The following is a 13,831-nucleotide window of genomic DNA, read 5'->3' on the forward strand; positions in this document are numbered from 1 at the left end:
TATAAAGTTGCCCCTATATTCTACTCTAGTTAGAGAGAAAACTAAAAATTATTTACCAGAGTTGTAAGCTGGTGTTTGGTATAATGGAGTAGGACCATTCGGACCTGCTACATTGCTACTTTCGTTTTGTTTTAATACACCACCGTTAGCAGTGATTTCAACGCGACGATTTGGACGTAAACAATCACGTAATTCTTGACCTTTTTCATCCGCACACGCTTTAACTTGATTTGCTTTACCGTAACCTACTGCATTAATATCTGCCGTTACACCTTGTTCGATTAAACGAGCTTTAACTCTATTAGCACGACGATTAGATAAATCTAAGTTGTATGCTTCTGAACCTAAACGGTCTGTATAACCTGCAACTTTAACCTTTTCTGCTTTAGATGATTTTAATTGTTCCGCGACATTATCAACAACTTTCTTACCTTCTGCTGTTAAGGTATCTTTGTCAAAATCAAATAAGAAATCACCGCTTAAATTGAATGATGAGTTACCATTACAGCCGTTTGGATACCAAAAGAAACTCTGAGCATTCATATTTTTGTCAAATAATACTTTGAATTGACAGATTTTATGTACGCCGTTTTCGCGATAATTAAATGCATAATCCCATTCACGAACACCATATAAACCTTCTTCAAAGTGTGGACGACCGATTAGGTTATATAATTGATCTTTATTCATACCACGTTCAATTTGACGAACGTTTTCCCAGTTTGGCCATGAACCAAATTGAGAACCGTCGTGGTTAAATTCTGATTCTGAAATTTTTGGGAATACCGGATTATCTGTAGTGCCTTCATCAGTTACTTTGCTTAAATTACCGCAAGCGACTACTGCTAATGCGATACCTGATAATAATAATCCGCGAAAAACAGTTGTATTTTTCATTGAGGTCGTTCCTTGTTATAGATAGCTTGAAAACTTTATTCATAATGCTATATTTATACAATCGAATAAATATAAACCAAAATATATTCTACAATACCCACTAATTTTATTCTAGTATTAACTGATAAATTATTTAGACAATCAAAGTTTCAATCCTTAATTGTAAATTTTTATTACCTCTAAATTCATTAATATCTAGCTTATAGACCATTTTAACTTGCTTAATAGAAAGATCCGGAAATATTCGTAAATCGGCATTAAACCAAATCGCATCAAATAACCCACCATTCGGTCGCTCCACCATTAATTTTAAATGTTTGCCACCTAAAACTCTCTGCTGTAATAAACGAAACTCCCCCTCAAATGTAGGCTCAGGGAAACTTTGTCCCCAAGGACCTGATTGTTGTAATAATTCCGCTATATCAAGCGTAAGCTCATTAGCCGATAATTCTCCGTCTGTATAAATTATGCCTTGTAATTGTTCCGGTTCAATCATTTCATTGATTGTGGCATCAAAGATTGCTTGGAAACGTATAAAATTATCTTGATGAATGGTTAACCCTGCCGCCATAGCATGTCCACCAAATTTCACAATTAAGTCAGGATATTTAAGATCTATACGTTCTAATAAATCACGCATATGCAATCCGGAAATCGATCGTGCTGAGCCTTTTAAATATTCGCTCTCCTCACTTTCTTGTGCAAAAGCAATTACTGGTCGATGAAACTGATCTTTAATACGAGAAGCTAAAATACCAATTACCCCCTGATGCCAATCAGACTGATATAACACGATTCCGTGAGCTTGTTCTTTTTGCATCAAACTTGGTAAGTTGGCACAAATCGCCAATGCTTCCGTTTTCATTTCTAGCTCAAATTCTTTACGGGTTTGATTCAAACTATCTAATTCAAAAGCTAACTGACGTGCAATCTCCATATTATCAGCAATTAATAGCTCAACGCCTAACGACATATTTTCCAAACGTCCAGCCGCATTTAAACGAGGAGCAATCGCAAAACCTAAATCACTAGCTTGTAGGGCAGATAAATTACGCTTAGACACTTCCGCTAATGCTCTGATCCCTGTTCTGCAATGCCCCGAACGGATTCGATTCAGCCCCTGATGAACCAAAATTCTATTGTTGTGATCAAGCGGAACAACATCTGCAACAGTTCCCAAAGCGACTAGATCCAATAATTCAGCTAAATTCGGCTCTTTCTCTGCGAATAACTGCTCTGTCCGCATTTGACTGCGTAACGCAAGCATAACATAAAATGCAACCCCCACACCGGCAAGAGATTTAGAAGGAAATCCACATTCACTTAAATTCGGATTAACCATTGCATCCGCATTCGGCAAAGTTTCCGCCGGTAAATGGTGATCGGTAACCAATACTTTCACACCTTTAGACTTTAGTAATGCAATGCCTTCAAAAGATGAAATGCCATTATCTACCGTAACGACTAAATCAACGCCTTTTGTTAATACCATTTCCGCCACAGCAATACTAAGTCCGTATCCCTGTGAAAAACGATCTGGAATTAAATAATCAACATTTTTAAAGCCTAGCTGACGTAAAGCCAATAAAGTTAAGGCAGTGCTGGTTGCACCATCCGCATCAAAATCGCCAACAATCACAATACGAGATTGTTGTTTATAGGCTTCTATCAGTAAACTTACCGCCTGATCAATATTAGCAAGTTGCTGTGGACGATGTAGATATTGTAATGAGCGATCTAATTCTTTAATGGAATTAACGCCTCGACTTTGATATAAACGATTGAGTAAAGGGTTATTCGAGAGTGTTACAGAGGTTAATTGTGATCGTTGTTTGATTAGCTTTTGCACAGTATTTTCTTCTTTTTTATAAATAAAACAAGCGGTGTAATTTTGCAAAAATTTCGAAATTATGTAGCAAATGCACAAAGAGGCTAAGCTGTTTCAATTATGTAGGGGCGAATTGCATTCGCCCAAACAATTTATGATGAATATCATAAGGGCGAACACGATTCGCCCCTACAAATAAACTTTTTTGCAACTGCTACATAATGCTGAAAAATTTTACAAAATCAGACCGCTTGTATTCAAGATACTTAATGCTATTCGCTTAGCATTTTAAGTAATTCTTTTGGTTCAACATAACCGGCAATTAATTGTCCATTGCTATCAACCATATTTGGCGTACCCGTTACACCGAATTTGATACCTAATTCATAATGTTTTTTCACGATATTCGGTGTTTTAAGTTCTTTGGGTAGGTTACCGTTTTCCGCATCATTGAGTGCTTTTACTTTATCTATTGATGTCCAAATTGCTTCCATTTGCTTTGCTGTTTGGGTATTCATACCACCACGAGGGAAAGCCAAGAAACGGATCGTAATACCTAACTCGTTATACTCCTTAATACGTTGGAACATTAAATGGCAATAATGACAGGTAATATCCATAAACACCGTCACTACATGTTTTTCATTCTTTGCCGGATACACAATCATTTCTTTTTCTAACGCATTTAAATCTGCCAATAAAGATTTATTCGTAATATCAACTGCCTTGCCGTTTTTAATTTCAAAAACTTGCCCTTGAATCACAAAACGCCCGTTATCACTAATTTGTACAACCCCTTCATTTGATACAGCAGTCCTAAAACCCGGTAATGCCGAATCACTTATTTTCACATTCGTTGCTCCCATACTCTCTAAAGTACGTTTTAGGCTTGCATCGTCTGCTATAACTGATGTACTTAGAAGTGATAAACCTAATAATGCAATAGCATTTTTTTTCATGTTCATAAATCCTTAAAAATTAAAGTTTTAGCTTCGCTTCTACCGTTTTTGCTCGTTTTAAGAAAGATTGTCGTTCTTTATCAACCATACCAGAGTTTGACCCTGGTAATTTTACCGTCATCGGATTGACTGGTCTGCCATTAATATGAAATTCATAATGTAAATGTGGTCCAGTAGAACCACCAGTATTACCGGATAAAGCGATTCGTTCGCCTTTTCTTACCCGTTGCCCAACTCGTACAAGCGTTTTACTTAAATGCATATAAACCGTTGTGATATGTCCATGGCGAAGTTTAATATAACGCCCAGCCCCTCTAGCTTGATATGCAATATGTTCAACAACGCCGTCAGACGGTGCTATAATCGGTGTTCCAGTAGGAATACCAAAATCGACTCCGTTATGCGGCCTTACTCGTCGTGTAATCGGATGAATACGACGGGGATTATAAGAGGACGAAACTCTCGCATTAAATAATAATGGAATACGAGCAAAACCTCGACTCAATGTTTCCCCATGGCTACTATAATAACGTCCGTTATCCGCTTGAATCGCATAATAACGTTTTTTACCGCTAACAATCAGAATCCCCTCTACATTGCCGACATCCGTTACTGTCCCATTAATGTATTCACGCTTGACTAAAATCGCAAAACGATCGCCTTTTTTCAATTTATCCGTAGCAATTTGCGATTGTAGTCCAACAGCTAATTGATTCACTTGCCGTTCAGAGAGTCCTACGGTTTTAAGGCTTGTCCCAAAATTATCGCTAATTACCCCTCGTACAACATCTTGTCGCCATTCACCTTTTTTCTCAATTTTTTGGAAAACCCATTTACCATTACTTTTTCGCTCATAGATACGTTCTTCTTTTTCAGATACTAGCCAGTTCATATATTCCAACTCCCCATGGTTATCTAATATCCAATAGAATTGTTGACCGCCATCTAAATTAGCTAATTCAGGAAAGCGTTTAATCATACTTCTCGCATCACTAGCTTCCAAACCTGACTGTTCTAAAACATCTTTAAGTTTATCGCCACGCCCGACCGTATAACTAAATTGGTCTTGAATACGTAATGCTTCATCTGCTACATCTAAAATATCATTAACAATTTTCTCTGCTTCTTCTGGTAATTTTTCTTCTTTTTTCTCTTTATTCTCTAGTTTTGCAATTTCACCAGCTTCACTTTCTACTTCATCATCTTCTGTTAATAAATCATCGTAAGAGGTTGCATTTTCATTATTTGCAAGCACCTCATCACTTGTATTCTCCTCAGACTCAGACCCTATATCTGTTGGCATCTCCAGCTCTGTTGGCTGTTGTTCTGTTGTTTCAGTTTTCTCATCTGAAACCGTTACTTCATTTTCAGCATTATCTGTCGGAGCCGCAATCGCTACCGATTCTTCTGGATCATCTTTATGTTGTTCACTCTGTTCATCTAATACGACATATTGCTCATTATTTTTCGTATCCTTGATTGAGGGTTGATTTTTTAACGCAAGCACGATCCCAACCAAAATGGATAACATAGCCATTAAGAAAATTAACCCTTTTACCCGAGATTTTTTCCGACGGCGATCTCTTGCTAATATAACGTGTTGCAAAATATTTCCTATGATTTTAATGCTTACAAACAGCTCCGACAAAATTCATGACTAAAAATTCATTCTTGTCAGCACCTTAAAAATCAGCTAATTTTATAGCCTTTCTTATATCCCTAAAAATTTTGAAAATGCAAATTAAGCAAATCTTACCTGAATATTCTCAGGTTAATAGAAGAAAAGGCGAGCCGTTAGTTCAACTTCAAAATATTGAAGTGGCTTTTAACGGACAACAAGCCTTACAAAATATTAATTTAATGCTTTATCCCAATTCGATTACTACCATTGTTGGTCCGAATGGTGGCGGAAAATCTACTTTATTAAAAGTGTTACTTAAATTACTTACGCCGACTAGCGGTAAAGTTATTCATCAAAAAGGGCTAAAAATCGGTTATGTACCACAAAAATTGCACCTAGATCATTCAATGCCAATCACGGTAGAAAAATTTCTATCACTCAAACCTGATTGTTCAGCCCAAGCAATTCAAGAAGCTCTTAAACTCTTTTCTATTGCTCATCTAGCAGAAAACAGTATGCAAAAATTATCCGGTGGTGAATTGCAACGCGTTTTACTTGCCCGTGCAATTTTAAATAAACCGCAACTATTAGTATTGGACGAACCGATGCAAGGGGTGGATATTACAGGGCAAACGGAACTCTATCAACTATTAAATCACACTCGTTCATGGTTAAATTGTGCGATTTTAATGGTTTCGCACGATTTAAACATCGTAATGGCAAATACTGATGAAGTTTTATGCGTAAATAAACATATTTGCTGTGCTGGTACACCAGAAATGGTGACGAATGATCCGCATTTTATTCACTTCTTTGGTGACCAATTTGCGAAGAATGTTGCCTTTTATTCCCATCACCATAACCACCATCATAATTTACACGGTGATGTCTGTAGCGGACAATGTAATTGTAGCCATTAACCTCAATAAGCGGTTATTTTTAGGTATTCTTTTGCAAATTTTCAGCTAAAAAACCGCTTGTTTGTTACTAATTTGTTAAAAATCTGACTTAGTTCACATTCTTATTTCTATTTTTCAGGCATAATATTGCTACTGTTTTATAAATAGGCTAATTATATGGAGTTTTAATCTATTTTATTTATATTAGCGTATATAATAACGCCCACAACTCATACACACATAAATACAAGGTTAGGTCTATATGCAACATAAAAATTTTGAAGACTGGTTAGCCTCTTCGCCTTTCGGTGGCTCAAATCAGACTTATGTTGAAGAAATCTACGAACAATATCTTGAAGACCCAACTAGCGTTGATGCTAGCTGGCGTGCCATTTTTGATGCTCTTCCGAAAATGCCAATCGTAGAACAACCCCATTCTCAAGTACGTGATTATTTCCGTAAACTCGCTCGTGAAAATGTCCCTGAATCCGTTACGGTTATCGACCCAGAAGCCAGTGCGAAACAAGTACGTTTATTACAATGGATTAATGCACATCGCTTCCGTGGCTACCTTGAGGCACAACTTGACCCACTTGGTTATTATCGTTGGAAGACATCTCAAGTGCCGGAATTAGATTATCGCCATCACGGCTTTACCGATGCGGATCTAAATGAAACAGTTACAATCGGCAAATATGTATACGGCAAAGAAACAATAAAATTCAGCGAACTTGCTGATGCATTAAAACAAACCTATTTAGGTACAATTGGTTTAGAGTTTATGCACGTGCAAGATATGGAACAACGCAACTGGTTACAAGCTAAAATCGAAAGCAGATTAAATCAACCGTTGTTCTCACATGAAGAAAAAGTCAATTTACTGACTGAATTAACTGCAGCTGATGGTTTGGAACGTTACCTTGGTGCAAAATTCCCTGGTGCAAAACGCTTCTCACTCGAAGGGAGTGATGCCTTTATTCCAATGATGAAAGAAATCATTCGTCATGCAGGTCGCCAAGGCATGAAAGACGTGGTGATGGGAATGGCACACCGTGGACGTTTAAATATGTTAGTAAACGTTCTTGGTAAAAAACCAGCGGAATTATTCGATGAATTTGCCGGTAAACACGCTGATGATAACCGTACCGGTGATGTGAAATACCACCAAGGTTTCTCATCTGATTTTGATGTGGACGGCGAACGCGTACATTTAACCCTTGCCTTTAACCCGTCGCATTTAGAAATTGTGAGTCCTGTGGTTATCGGTTCGGTACGCGCACGTCAAGAACGTATGCGTGATACTGAGCATAATAAAGTATTGGCCATTACCGTACACGGCGATTCTGCTGTTGCCGGTCAAGGTGTAGTACAAGAAACCTTAAATATGTCAAATGCTCGTGGTTATAAAGTCGGCGGTACGATTCGTATCGTGATCAATAACCAAATCGGTTTTACCACTTCTAATCCAAATGATACTCGTTCTACCGAATTTTGTACTGATATAGCGAAAATGATTCAGGCACCGATTATTCACGTTAACGGTGATGATCCTGAAGCTGTCGCATTTGTCGCTCGTATGGCAGTGGAATATCGTACCTTATTTAAACGCGATATTTTCATTGATCTGATTTCTTATCGTCGCCACGGTCATAATGAAGCGGACGAGCCGTTAGCAACACAGCCGATGATGTATAGCATCATCAAAAAACATCCGACACCACGTAAAGTCTATGCAGATCGTTTAGTTGCCGAAGGCGTATTAAGCCAAGATCAAGCGACTGAAATAATGAATAATTATCGTGATGCGTTGGATAACGGTGATCGTGTTGTACCGGAATGGCGTGAGATGGATATGGCGGCAGTTGATTGGTTGCAATATCTCAATTACGACTGGACAGCACCGTATGAAAGCAAATTCCCGTCAGATCGTTTCCAAACTTTGGCAAAACGTGTATGTGAATACCCTGAAAGTCTACGTCCGCACTCTCGTGTCGAAAAAATTTATAACGACCGTAAAGAGATGTACGAGGGTAAAAAATTATTAGATTGGGGTATGGCGGAAACGATGGCATACGCTACTCTATTAGATGAAGGTACGCACGTGCGTTTATCCGGAGAAGATGCCGGTCGTGGTACATTCTTCCATCGTCATGCTGTTGTACATAATCAAAATGACGGCACAGGTTATGTTCCATTAGCACATTTACACGCAAATCAAGGGCGTTTTGAAGTATGGGATTCGGTACTTTCCGAAGAAGCGGTATTAGCCTTTGAATACGGGTATGCGACAACTGATCCGAAAACACTCACTATTTGGGAAGCACAATTCGGTGACTTTGCAAATGGTGCCCAAATTGTGATCGACCAATTTATCAGTTCCGGTGAGCAAAAATGGGGCAGGATGTGTGGTTTAGTGATGTTGCTTCCTCACGGTTATGAAGGTCAAGGGCCGGAACACTCATCAGCGCGTGTAGAACGTTATTTACAGCTCTGTGCTCAACAAAATATGCAGGTTTGCGTACCAAGTACACCAGCACAGGTTTACCATATGTTACGCCGCCAAGCGATTCGCAAAATGCGTCGTCCATTAGTTGCGATTTCGCCTAAATCGTTATTACGCCATCCATTAGCGGTTTCTTCCTTAGAAGAATTGGTTGATGGTGAATTCCAAACAGTAATCGGCGAAATTGACAGTAATATCAAGGCGAAAAAAGTGAAACGTGTGGTGATGTGTTCAGGTAAGGTTTATTACGATTTACTCGAACAACGCCGCCAAAACGAACAAACTGATGTAGCGATTATTCGTATCGAACAACTTTATCCATTCCCATACGAGGATATGAAAAAAGTATTAGAACCTTATGCACACGTAAAAGATTTCGTTTGGTGTCAAGAAGAACCTCTGAATCAAGGTGCTTGGTATTGCAGTAAACATAATTTTGAAACGTCAATTCCGGAAAAAGCGACATTAACCTATGCCGGTCGTCCGGCATCTGCATCGCCGGCGGTTGGCTATACCTCATTGCATACTCAGCAACAAAAACAATTAGTGGCGGATGCTTTAACGCTTTAACAAATAAGCGGTCGATTTTTGCCGAATTTTTACAAAAAAGTGACAAAATATGACCGCTAACTAAATACTTAACATCGTTTTTAACGATGCCAAATAAATAAAGGAACATAAATATGACTATTGAGATCTTAACGCCGGATTTACCCGAATCTGTAGCGGATGCAACTGTTGCAACTTGGCATAAAAACGTCGGTGATGCGATTAAACGTGATGAAGTAATCGTTGAAATTGAAACGGATAAAGTCGTATTAGAAGTACCAGCGCCACATGACGGTATTTTAGCCGAAATCACTCAAGCGCAAAGTGCAACGGTAATTTCTAAACAATTACTCGGTAAAATCTCAACTGTTCAAGCAGGCGATTTTACCCAAGAAACGATTAAACCGGCTAATGAAGCAACACCGGCGGATCGTAAATCTGCGGCAATTGAACATGATCATTCCGATGCGGATTCTCAAGGCCCGGCGATTCGCCGTTTACTCGCAGAACATAATATTGAAGCACATCTAGTAAAAGGTAGCGGTGTGGGCGGTCGTATTACTCGTGAAGATATTGAGCATTACCTCACACAACAAAAAACTCAAACTACAACACAACCTACGGTAAGTGAACAAAATACGGTCAGTACCGTTGCCTATTCCGCACGTAGTGAAAAACGAGTACCGATGACTCGTTTACGTAAGCGTATCGCAGAACGCCTGTTAGAAGCGAAAAATACTACGGCAATGCTCACTACGTTCAATGAAGTGGATATGCAACCGATTATGAGCTTGCGTAAAACTTACGGTGAAAAATTTGAAAAACAACACGGAGTACGTCTAGGCTTTATGTCGTTCTACATCAAAGCTGTGGTAGAAGCATTAAAACGTTATCCGGAAATCAATGCTTCGATTGATGGTGATGATGTGGTATATCACAACTACTTTGATATTAGCATTGCCGTATCAACCCCTCGCGGATTAGTTACCCCGGTAATTCGTAACTGTGATAAATTATCTATGGCGGATATTGAGAAAACAATCAAAGCACTGGCTGAGAAAGGTCGTGACGGTAAATTAACCGTAGAAGATTTAACCGGCGGTAATTTCACCATTACAAACGGCGGAGTATTTGGTTCGCTAATGTCCACCCCAATTATTAATCCGCCACAAAGTGCGATTTTAGGGATGCACGCCATTAAAGAGCGTCCTGTCGCAGTAAACGGTCAAGTGGTAATTCGCCCAATGATGTATTTAGCCCTATCTTACGACCACCGCTTAATTGATGGACGTGAATCTGTTGGTTTCTTAGTTGCGGTCAAAGATTTATTAGAAGACCCGACACGTTTATTACTCGAAATCTAACTTATCTAAATCAGTCCGACTCAAACCGCTTATAGTCAATGCTATAAGCGGCTTTTCAAGAAAGCTCACCCACACTTTGTAAATTAATCAATTTTATTGTATTATAGTGTCATTATTGAGTACTTTTAGAGAAATATGACTGATTATAATTACCCTAGCGCATACCAAATATACCCCGATACTCCCCAAAAATCTTATCGTTTAAAACGCTTACGCTTCTGGTTGCGTTCTCGTTTACATCAAAAACAAATTAATCTATTTACGCAATTTGTAAATAAGAATCCGTCTCTTATCCCGTTACTGAATCAAAGAGCTAACTATAGCTATCCTCTTGTTCATCGTTTTTTAGATAAACGTTTTAACGCAACACAGCGTTTTCAAGCTATCTGTGATAACTTAACTTTTCTCCCTCATGCATTATCTCAATACCAATTACCCCCGTTATGGGAAAAATCAATAAGCTTTGGAGAAATCGCACCTGATTTTGAACTTCGCTTAAATATTAATGAACACCAACCGATGGAAGGTTTTTGGGCATTGGAGCTATATCAAAAAAGCTCTCAACAGCTTGTTTATCTATTAACTTTTGGACTAGTGAAAAATGCCTTACTTATCGGTGTGATTCAAGGCTCTAACCAAGCTAATGCAAAAGAGCTAATGAAACAATTAACTAAACAATGCTATGGCTTACGTCCTGCTTATTTGATGGTAGAAAGCATGAAGTTACTCACGTCAGCACTTGGTTATAACCAATTACTCGGTATTCCGCATAAATATCAAAATAAATCCCGCTTTATTCAAAGTAAACGTTATGTAGTTGATTATGATACGATCTTTAGTGAAAGCAATGGGATTCTAAAAGATTATTGGCAAATGCCTGTTGTTATAGAGAACTCTCTTGAAACAATCCCTAGTAAAAAACGATCTATGTACCGTAAACGCTTTGCATTACTTGAACAAATCGAAATAAATATTCGTAAAGTATTTGGAATCTCCCTATAAATTCTTATCTAAACACTCTTTCATTCTTAACCGCTTCTAATATTTAGACAAGCGGTTAGAATTTGAGATTTTTTTGCATTTTATTCTCCATCTTCAATTTGCTTTTTTAGCTTAGATCCTTTAAATTCTGAAAGATTTTTAAGAAAAATTATTCTATACGGGAAACTATATGAACCTACATGAATATCAAGCAAAGCAAATTCTTGCACAATATCAACTCCCGGTGAGTAAGGGTATCGCTTGTTCAAATACAGATGAAGCCATCGCCGCAATTCAGCAATTAAACGGTGATACATGGGCGCGAAATGTCAAGTCCATGCAGGAGGTCGAGGTAAAGCCGGTGGTGTTAAATTAGTTCGTAATGAAGCTGAAGTTCAAGCCTTTTGCGATAAATGGTTTGGACAAAATTTAATTACGTTTCAGACCGACGCAAACGGTCAACCAGTTAATACAATTTATATCGAAGAAACTTGCCAAATTGGACATGAATTATATTTAGGTGCTGTGATAGATCGCTCATCGCAAAAAGTCGTATTTATGGCATCTAGTGCCGGTGGAATGAATATTGAAGATGTCGCTCAGCAAACGCCCGAACTTATCCATAAAGTAACTATCGACCCGCTTACCGGCGCTCAACCCTTTCAAGGCAGAGAACTCGCTTTCCAACTAGGATTATCCGGTGATCAAATCAAACAATTCGCACATATTTTTGTGCAACTAGCCAAGCTTTTTATCGAAAAAGATCTCTCACTACTTGAAATAAATCCTCTCGTGCTAACCAAACAAGGTCAATTACTCTGCTTAGATGCTAAAATGGTGATTGATAGTAATGCACTTTATCGCCATCCTGAACTCAAAGCCCTACAAGATCCAAGTCAAGAAGATGCTCGGGAAGCTGAAGCAGCGGAATGGGATCTCAACTACGTTGCGTTAGATGGAAATATCGGCTGTATGGTTAATGGTGCTGGCTTAGCCATGGGAACCATGGATATTGTTAAATTACACGGCGGTCGTCCGGCAAACTTTTTAGATGTCGGTGGCGGTGCAACTAAAGAACGTGTTGCGGAAGCCTTTAAGCTAATTCTGTCTGATCACAATGTGAAAGCTGTGTTAGTCAATATCTTCGGCGGTATCGTCAGATGTGACTTAATTGCAGAAGGTATTATTGCCGCAGTTAACGAAGTCGGCGTAAATCTTCCTGTTATTGTACGTTTAGAGGGTACGAATGCCGAGCTAGGTCGTAACATTTTAGCAAATAGCGGACTAAGCCTTATGACAGCAAGCACATTAACTCAAGCGACAAAACTTGCGATCACAGCGACGGAAGGAAAATAGTATGGCGATTTTAATTGATAAGAACACTAAAGTGATTTGCCAAGGCTTTACTGGTGGACAAGGTACCTTTCATAGTGAGCAAGCCTTAGCATATGGTACTCAGCTTGTCGGGGGCGTTTCGCCTAATAAAGGTGGTACACCGCATCTCGGCTTACCGGTATTTAATACCGTGCGAGAGGCAGTGCAACAAACTGGGGCAACTGCAAGCGTCATTTATGTACCGGCTCCCGGTTGTAAAGATGCCATTTTAGAAGCAATTGATGCAGGGATTCAGCTGATTGTGTGTATTACCGAAGGTATTCCGACCCTAGATATGCTGATCGTTAAACAAAAATTAAAAGAAAGTGGTGTACGTATGATTGGCCCGAATTGTCCAGGTATTATCACACCGGATGAATGTAAAATCGGCATTATGCCAGCACATATTCATAAGAAAGGTAAAATCGGTATTGTTTCTCGCTCCGGTACATTAACCTATGAAGCGGTCAAACAAACGACTGATGAAGGATTTGGCCAATCAACCTGTGTCGGTATCGGTGGCGATCCGATACCCGGTTCCAGTTTTATTGATATTCTAAAACTCTTCCAAGCAGACCCAGAAACAGAAGCGATCGTAATGATTGGTGAAATTGGTGGAAGTGCTGAAGAAGAAGCGACCGAATTTATCAAAATGCATGTGACTAAACCGGTTGTAAGCTACATTGCAGGTGTGACTGCACCGAAAGGAAAACGGATGGGACACGCTGGTGCAATCATTAGTGGCGGTAAAGGTACCGCAGATGAAAAATTTAAAGCACTAGAACAAGCGGGAGTGACAACGGTTCGTAGCTTAGCAGAAATTGGAAGTGCATTAAAAACATTGCTAAAATAGTTT

The 13,831-nt window shown here is 38.9% G+C and carries 9 protein-coding genes and 1 pseudogene; 6 read left to right on the forward strand and 4 right to left on the reverse strand.

Annotated features, from left to right (window positions below; all coding sequences use genetic code 11):
• Positions 1–48: 48 nt before the first annotated feature.
• The 4 genes from NYR89_RS04455 to mepM all read right to left on the reverse strand — a co-directional run bounded on the left by NYR89_RS04455 (position 49) and on the right by mepM (position 5,221).
• Complete coding sequence (locus NYR89_RS04455) at positions 49–897, reverse strand: OmpA family protein (protein WP_279446512.1); 849 nt, start codon at positions 895–897, stop codon at positions 49–51.
• A gap of 133 nt (positions 898–1,030) precedes the next feature.
• Complete coding sequence (gene recJ, locus NYR89_RS04460) at positions 1,031–2,746, reverse strand: single-stranded-DNA-specific exonuclease RecJ (protein WP_279446513.1); 1,716 nt, start codon at positions 2,744–2,746, stop codon at positions 1,031–1,033.
• A 251-nt stretch (positions 2,747–2,997) separates the two neighbouring features.
• Positions 2,998–3,684 (reverse strand): bifunctional protein-disulfide isomerase/oxidoreductase DsbC, encoded by a 687-nt coding sequence (dsbC, locus tag NYR89_RS04465; protein WP_279446514.1) that lies wholly within the window; start codon positions 3,682–3,684, stop codon positions 2,998–3,000.
• A gap of 19 nt (positions 3,685–3,703) precedes the next feature.
• Complete coding sequence (mepM, locus tag NYR89_RS04470) at positions 3,704–5,221, reverse strand: murein DD-endopeptidase MepM (RefSeq protein WP_279446641.1); 1,518 nt, start codon at positions 5,219–5,221, stop codon at positions 3,704–3,706.
• Positions 5,222–5,418: 197 nt separating this feature from the next.
• Between mepM and znuC the strand changes: the two genes are divergently transcribed.
• The 6 genes and pseudogenes from znuC to sucD all read left to right on the forward strand — a co-directional run bounded on the left by znuC (position 5,419) and on the right by sucD (position 13,828).
• A complete protein-coding gene (gene znuC / locus NYR89_RS04475) occupies positions 5,419–6,225 on the forward strand; it encodes a zinc ABC transporter ATP-binding protein ZnuC (RefSeq protein WP_279446515.1) in 807 nt (268 codons plus the stop codon).
• A gap of 241 nt (positions 6,226–6,466) precedes the next feature.
• Positions 6,467–9,277 (forward strand): 2-oxoglutarate dehydrogenase E1 component, encoded by a 2,811-nt coding sequence (sucA, locus tag NYR89_RS04480; RefSeq protein WP_279446516.1) that lies wholly within the window; start codon positions 6,467–6,469, stop codon positions 9,275–9,277.
• Positions 9,278–9,390: 113 nt separating this feature from the next.
• On the forward strand, positions 9,391–10,620 hold the full coding sequence (gene odhB, locus NYR89_RS04485; protein WP_279446517.1) for a 2-oxoglutarate dehydrogenase complex dihydrolipoyllysine-residue succinyltransferase: 1,230 nt from the start codon (positions 9,391–9,393) through the stop codon (positions 10,618–10,620).
• A gap of 135 nt (positions 10,621–10,755) precedes the next feature.
• Positions 10,756–11,622, forward strand: coding sequence for a VirK/YbjX family protein (locus NYR89_RS04490; RefSeq protein ID WP_279446518.1), 867 nt, complete (start codon positions 10,756–10,758; stop codon positions 11,620–11,622).
• A 169-nt stretch (positions 11,623–11,791) separates the two neighbouring features.
• Positions 11,792–12,957 (forward strand): annotated as a pseudogene (sucC, locus tag NYR89_RS04495) (ADP-forming succinate--CoA ligase subunit beta).
• Between the two features lies 1 nt (position 12,958).
• Positions 12,959–13,828 (forward strand): succinate--CoA ligase subunit alpha, encoded by an 870-nt coding sequence (gene sucD, locus NYR89_RS04500; RefSeq protein ID WP_279446519.1) that lies wholly within the window; start codon positions 12,959–12,961, stop codon positions 13,826–13,828.
• Positions 13,829–13,831: the final 3 nt, after the last annotated feature.

Source organism: Actinobacillus arthritidis (assembly GCF_029774155.1).
Taxonomy (GTDB): Bacteria; Pseudomonadota; Gammaproteobacteria; order Enterobacterales; family Pasteurellaceae; genus Actinobacillus; species Actinobacillus arthritidis.

Excerpts from the sequence above, each read along its gene's own strand:
- NYR89_RS04455 (WP_279446512.1), bottom strand. The coding sequence starts at position 897 with ATGAAAAATACAACTGTTTTTCGCGGATTATTATTATCAGGTATCGCA.
- dsbC (WP_279446514.1), bottom strand. The coding sequence starts at position 3,684 with ATGAAAAAAAATGCTATTGCATTATTAGGTTTATCACTTCTAAGTACA.
- mepM (WP_279446641.1), bottom strand. The coding sequence starts at position 5,221 with ATGGCTATGTTATCCATTTTGGTTGGGATCGTGCTTGCGTTAAAAAAT.
- znuC (WP_279446515.1), top strand. The coding sequence starts at position 5,419 with ATGCAAATTAAGCAAATCTTACCTGAATATTCTCAGGTTAATAGAAGA.
- sucA (WP_279446516.1), top strand. The coding sequence starts at position 6,467 with ATGCAACATAAAAATTTTGAAGACTGGTTAGCCTCTTCGCCTTTCGGT.
- odhB (WP_279446517.1), top strand. The coding sequence starts at position 9,391 with ATGACTATTGAGATCTTAACGCCGGATTTACCCGAATCTGTAGCGGAT.
- NYR89_RS04490 (WP_279446518.1), top strand. The coding sequence starts at position 10,756 with ATGACTGATTATAATTACCCTAGCGCATACCAAATATACCCCGATACT.
- sucD (WP_279446519.1), top strand. The coding sequence starts at position 12,959 with ATGGCGATTTTAATTGATAAGAACACTAAAGTGATTTGCCAAGGCTTT.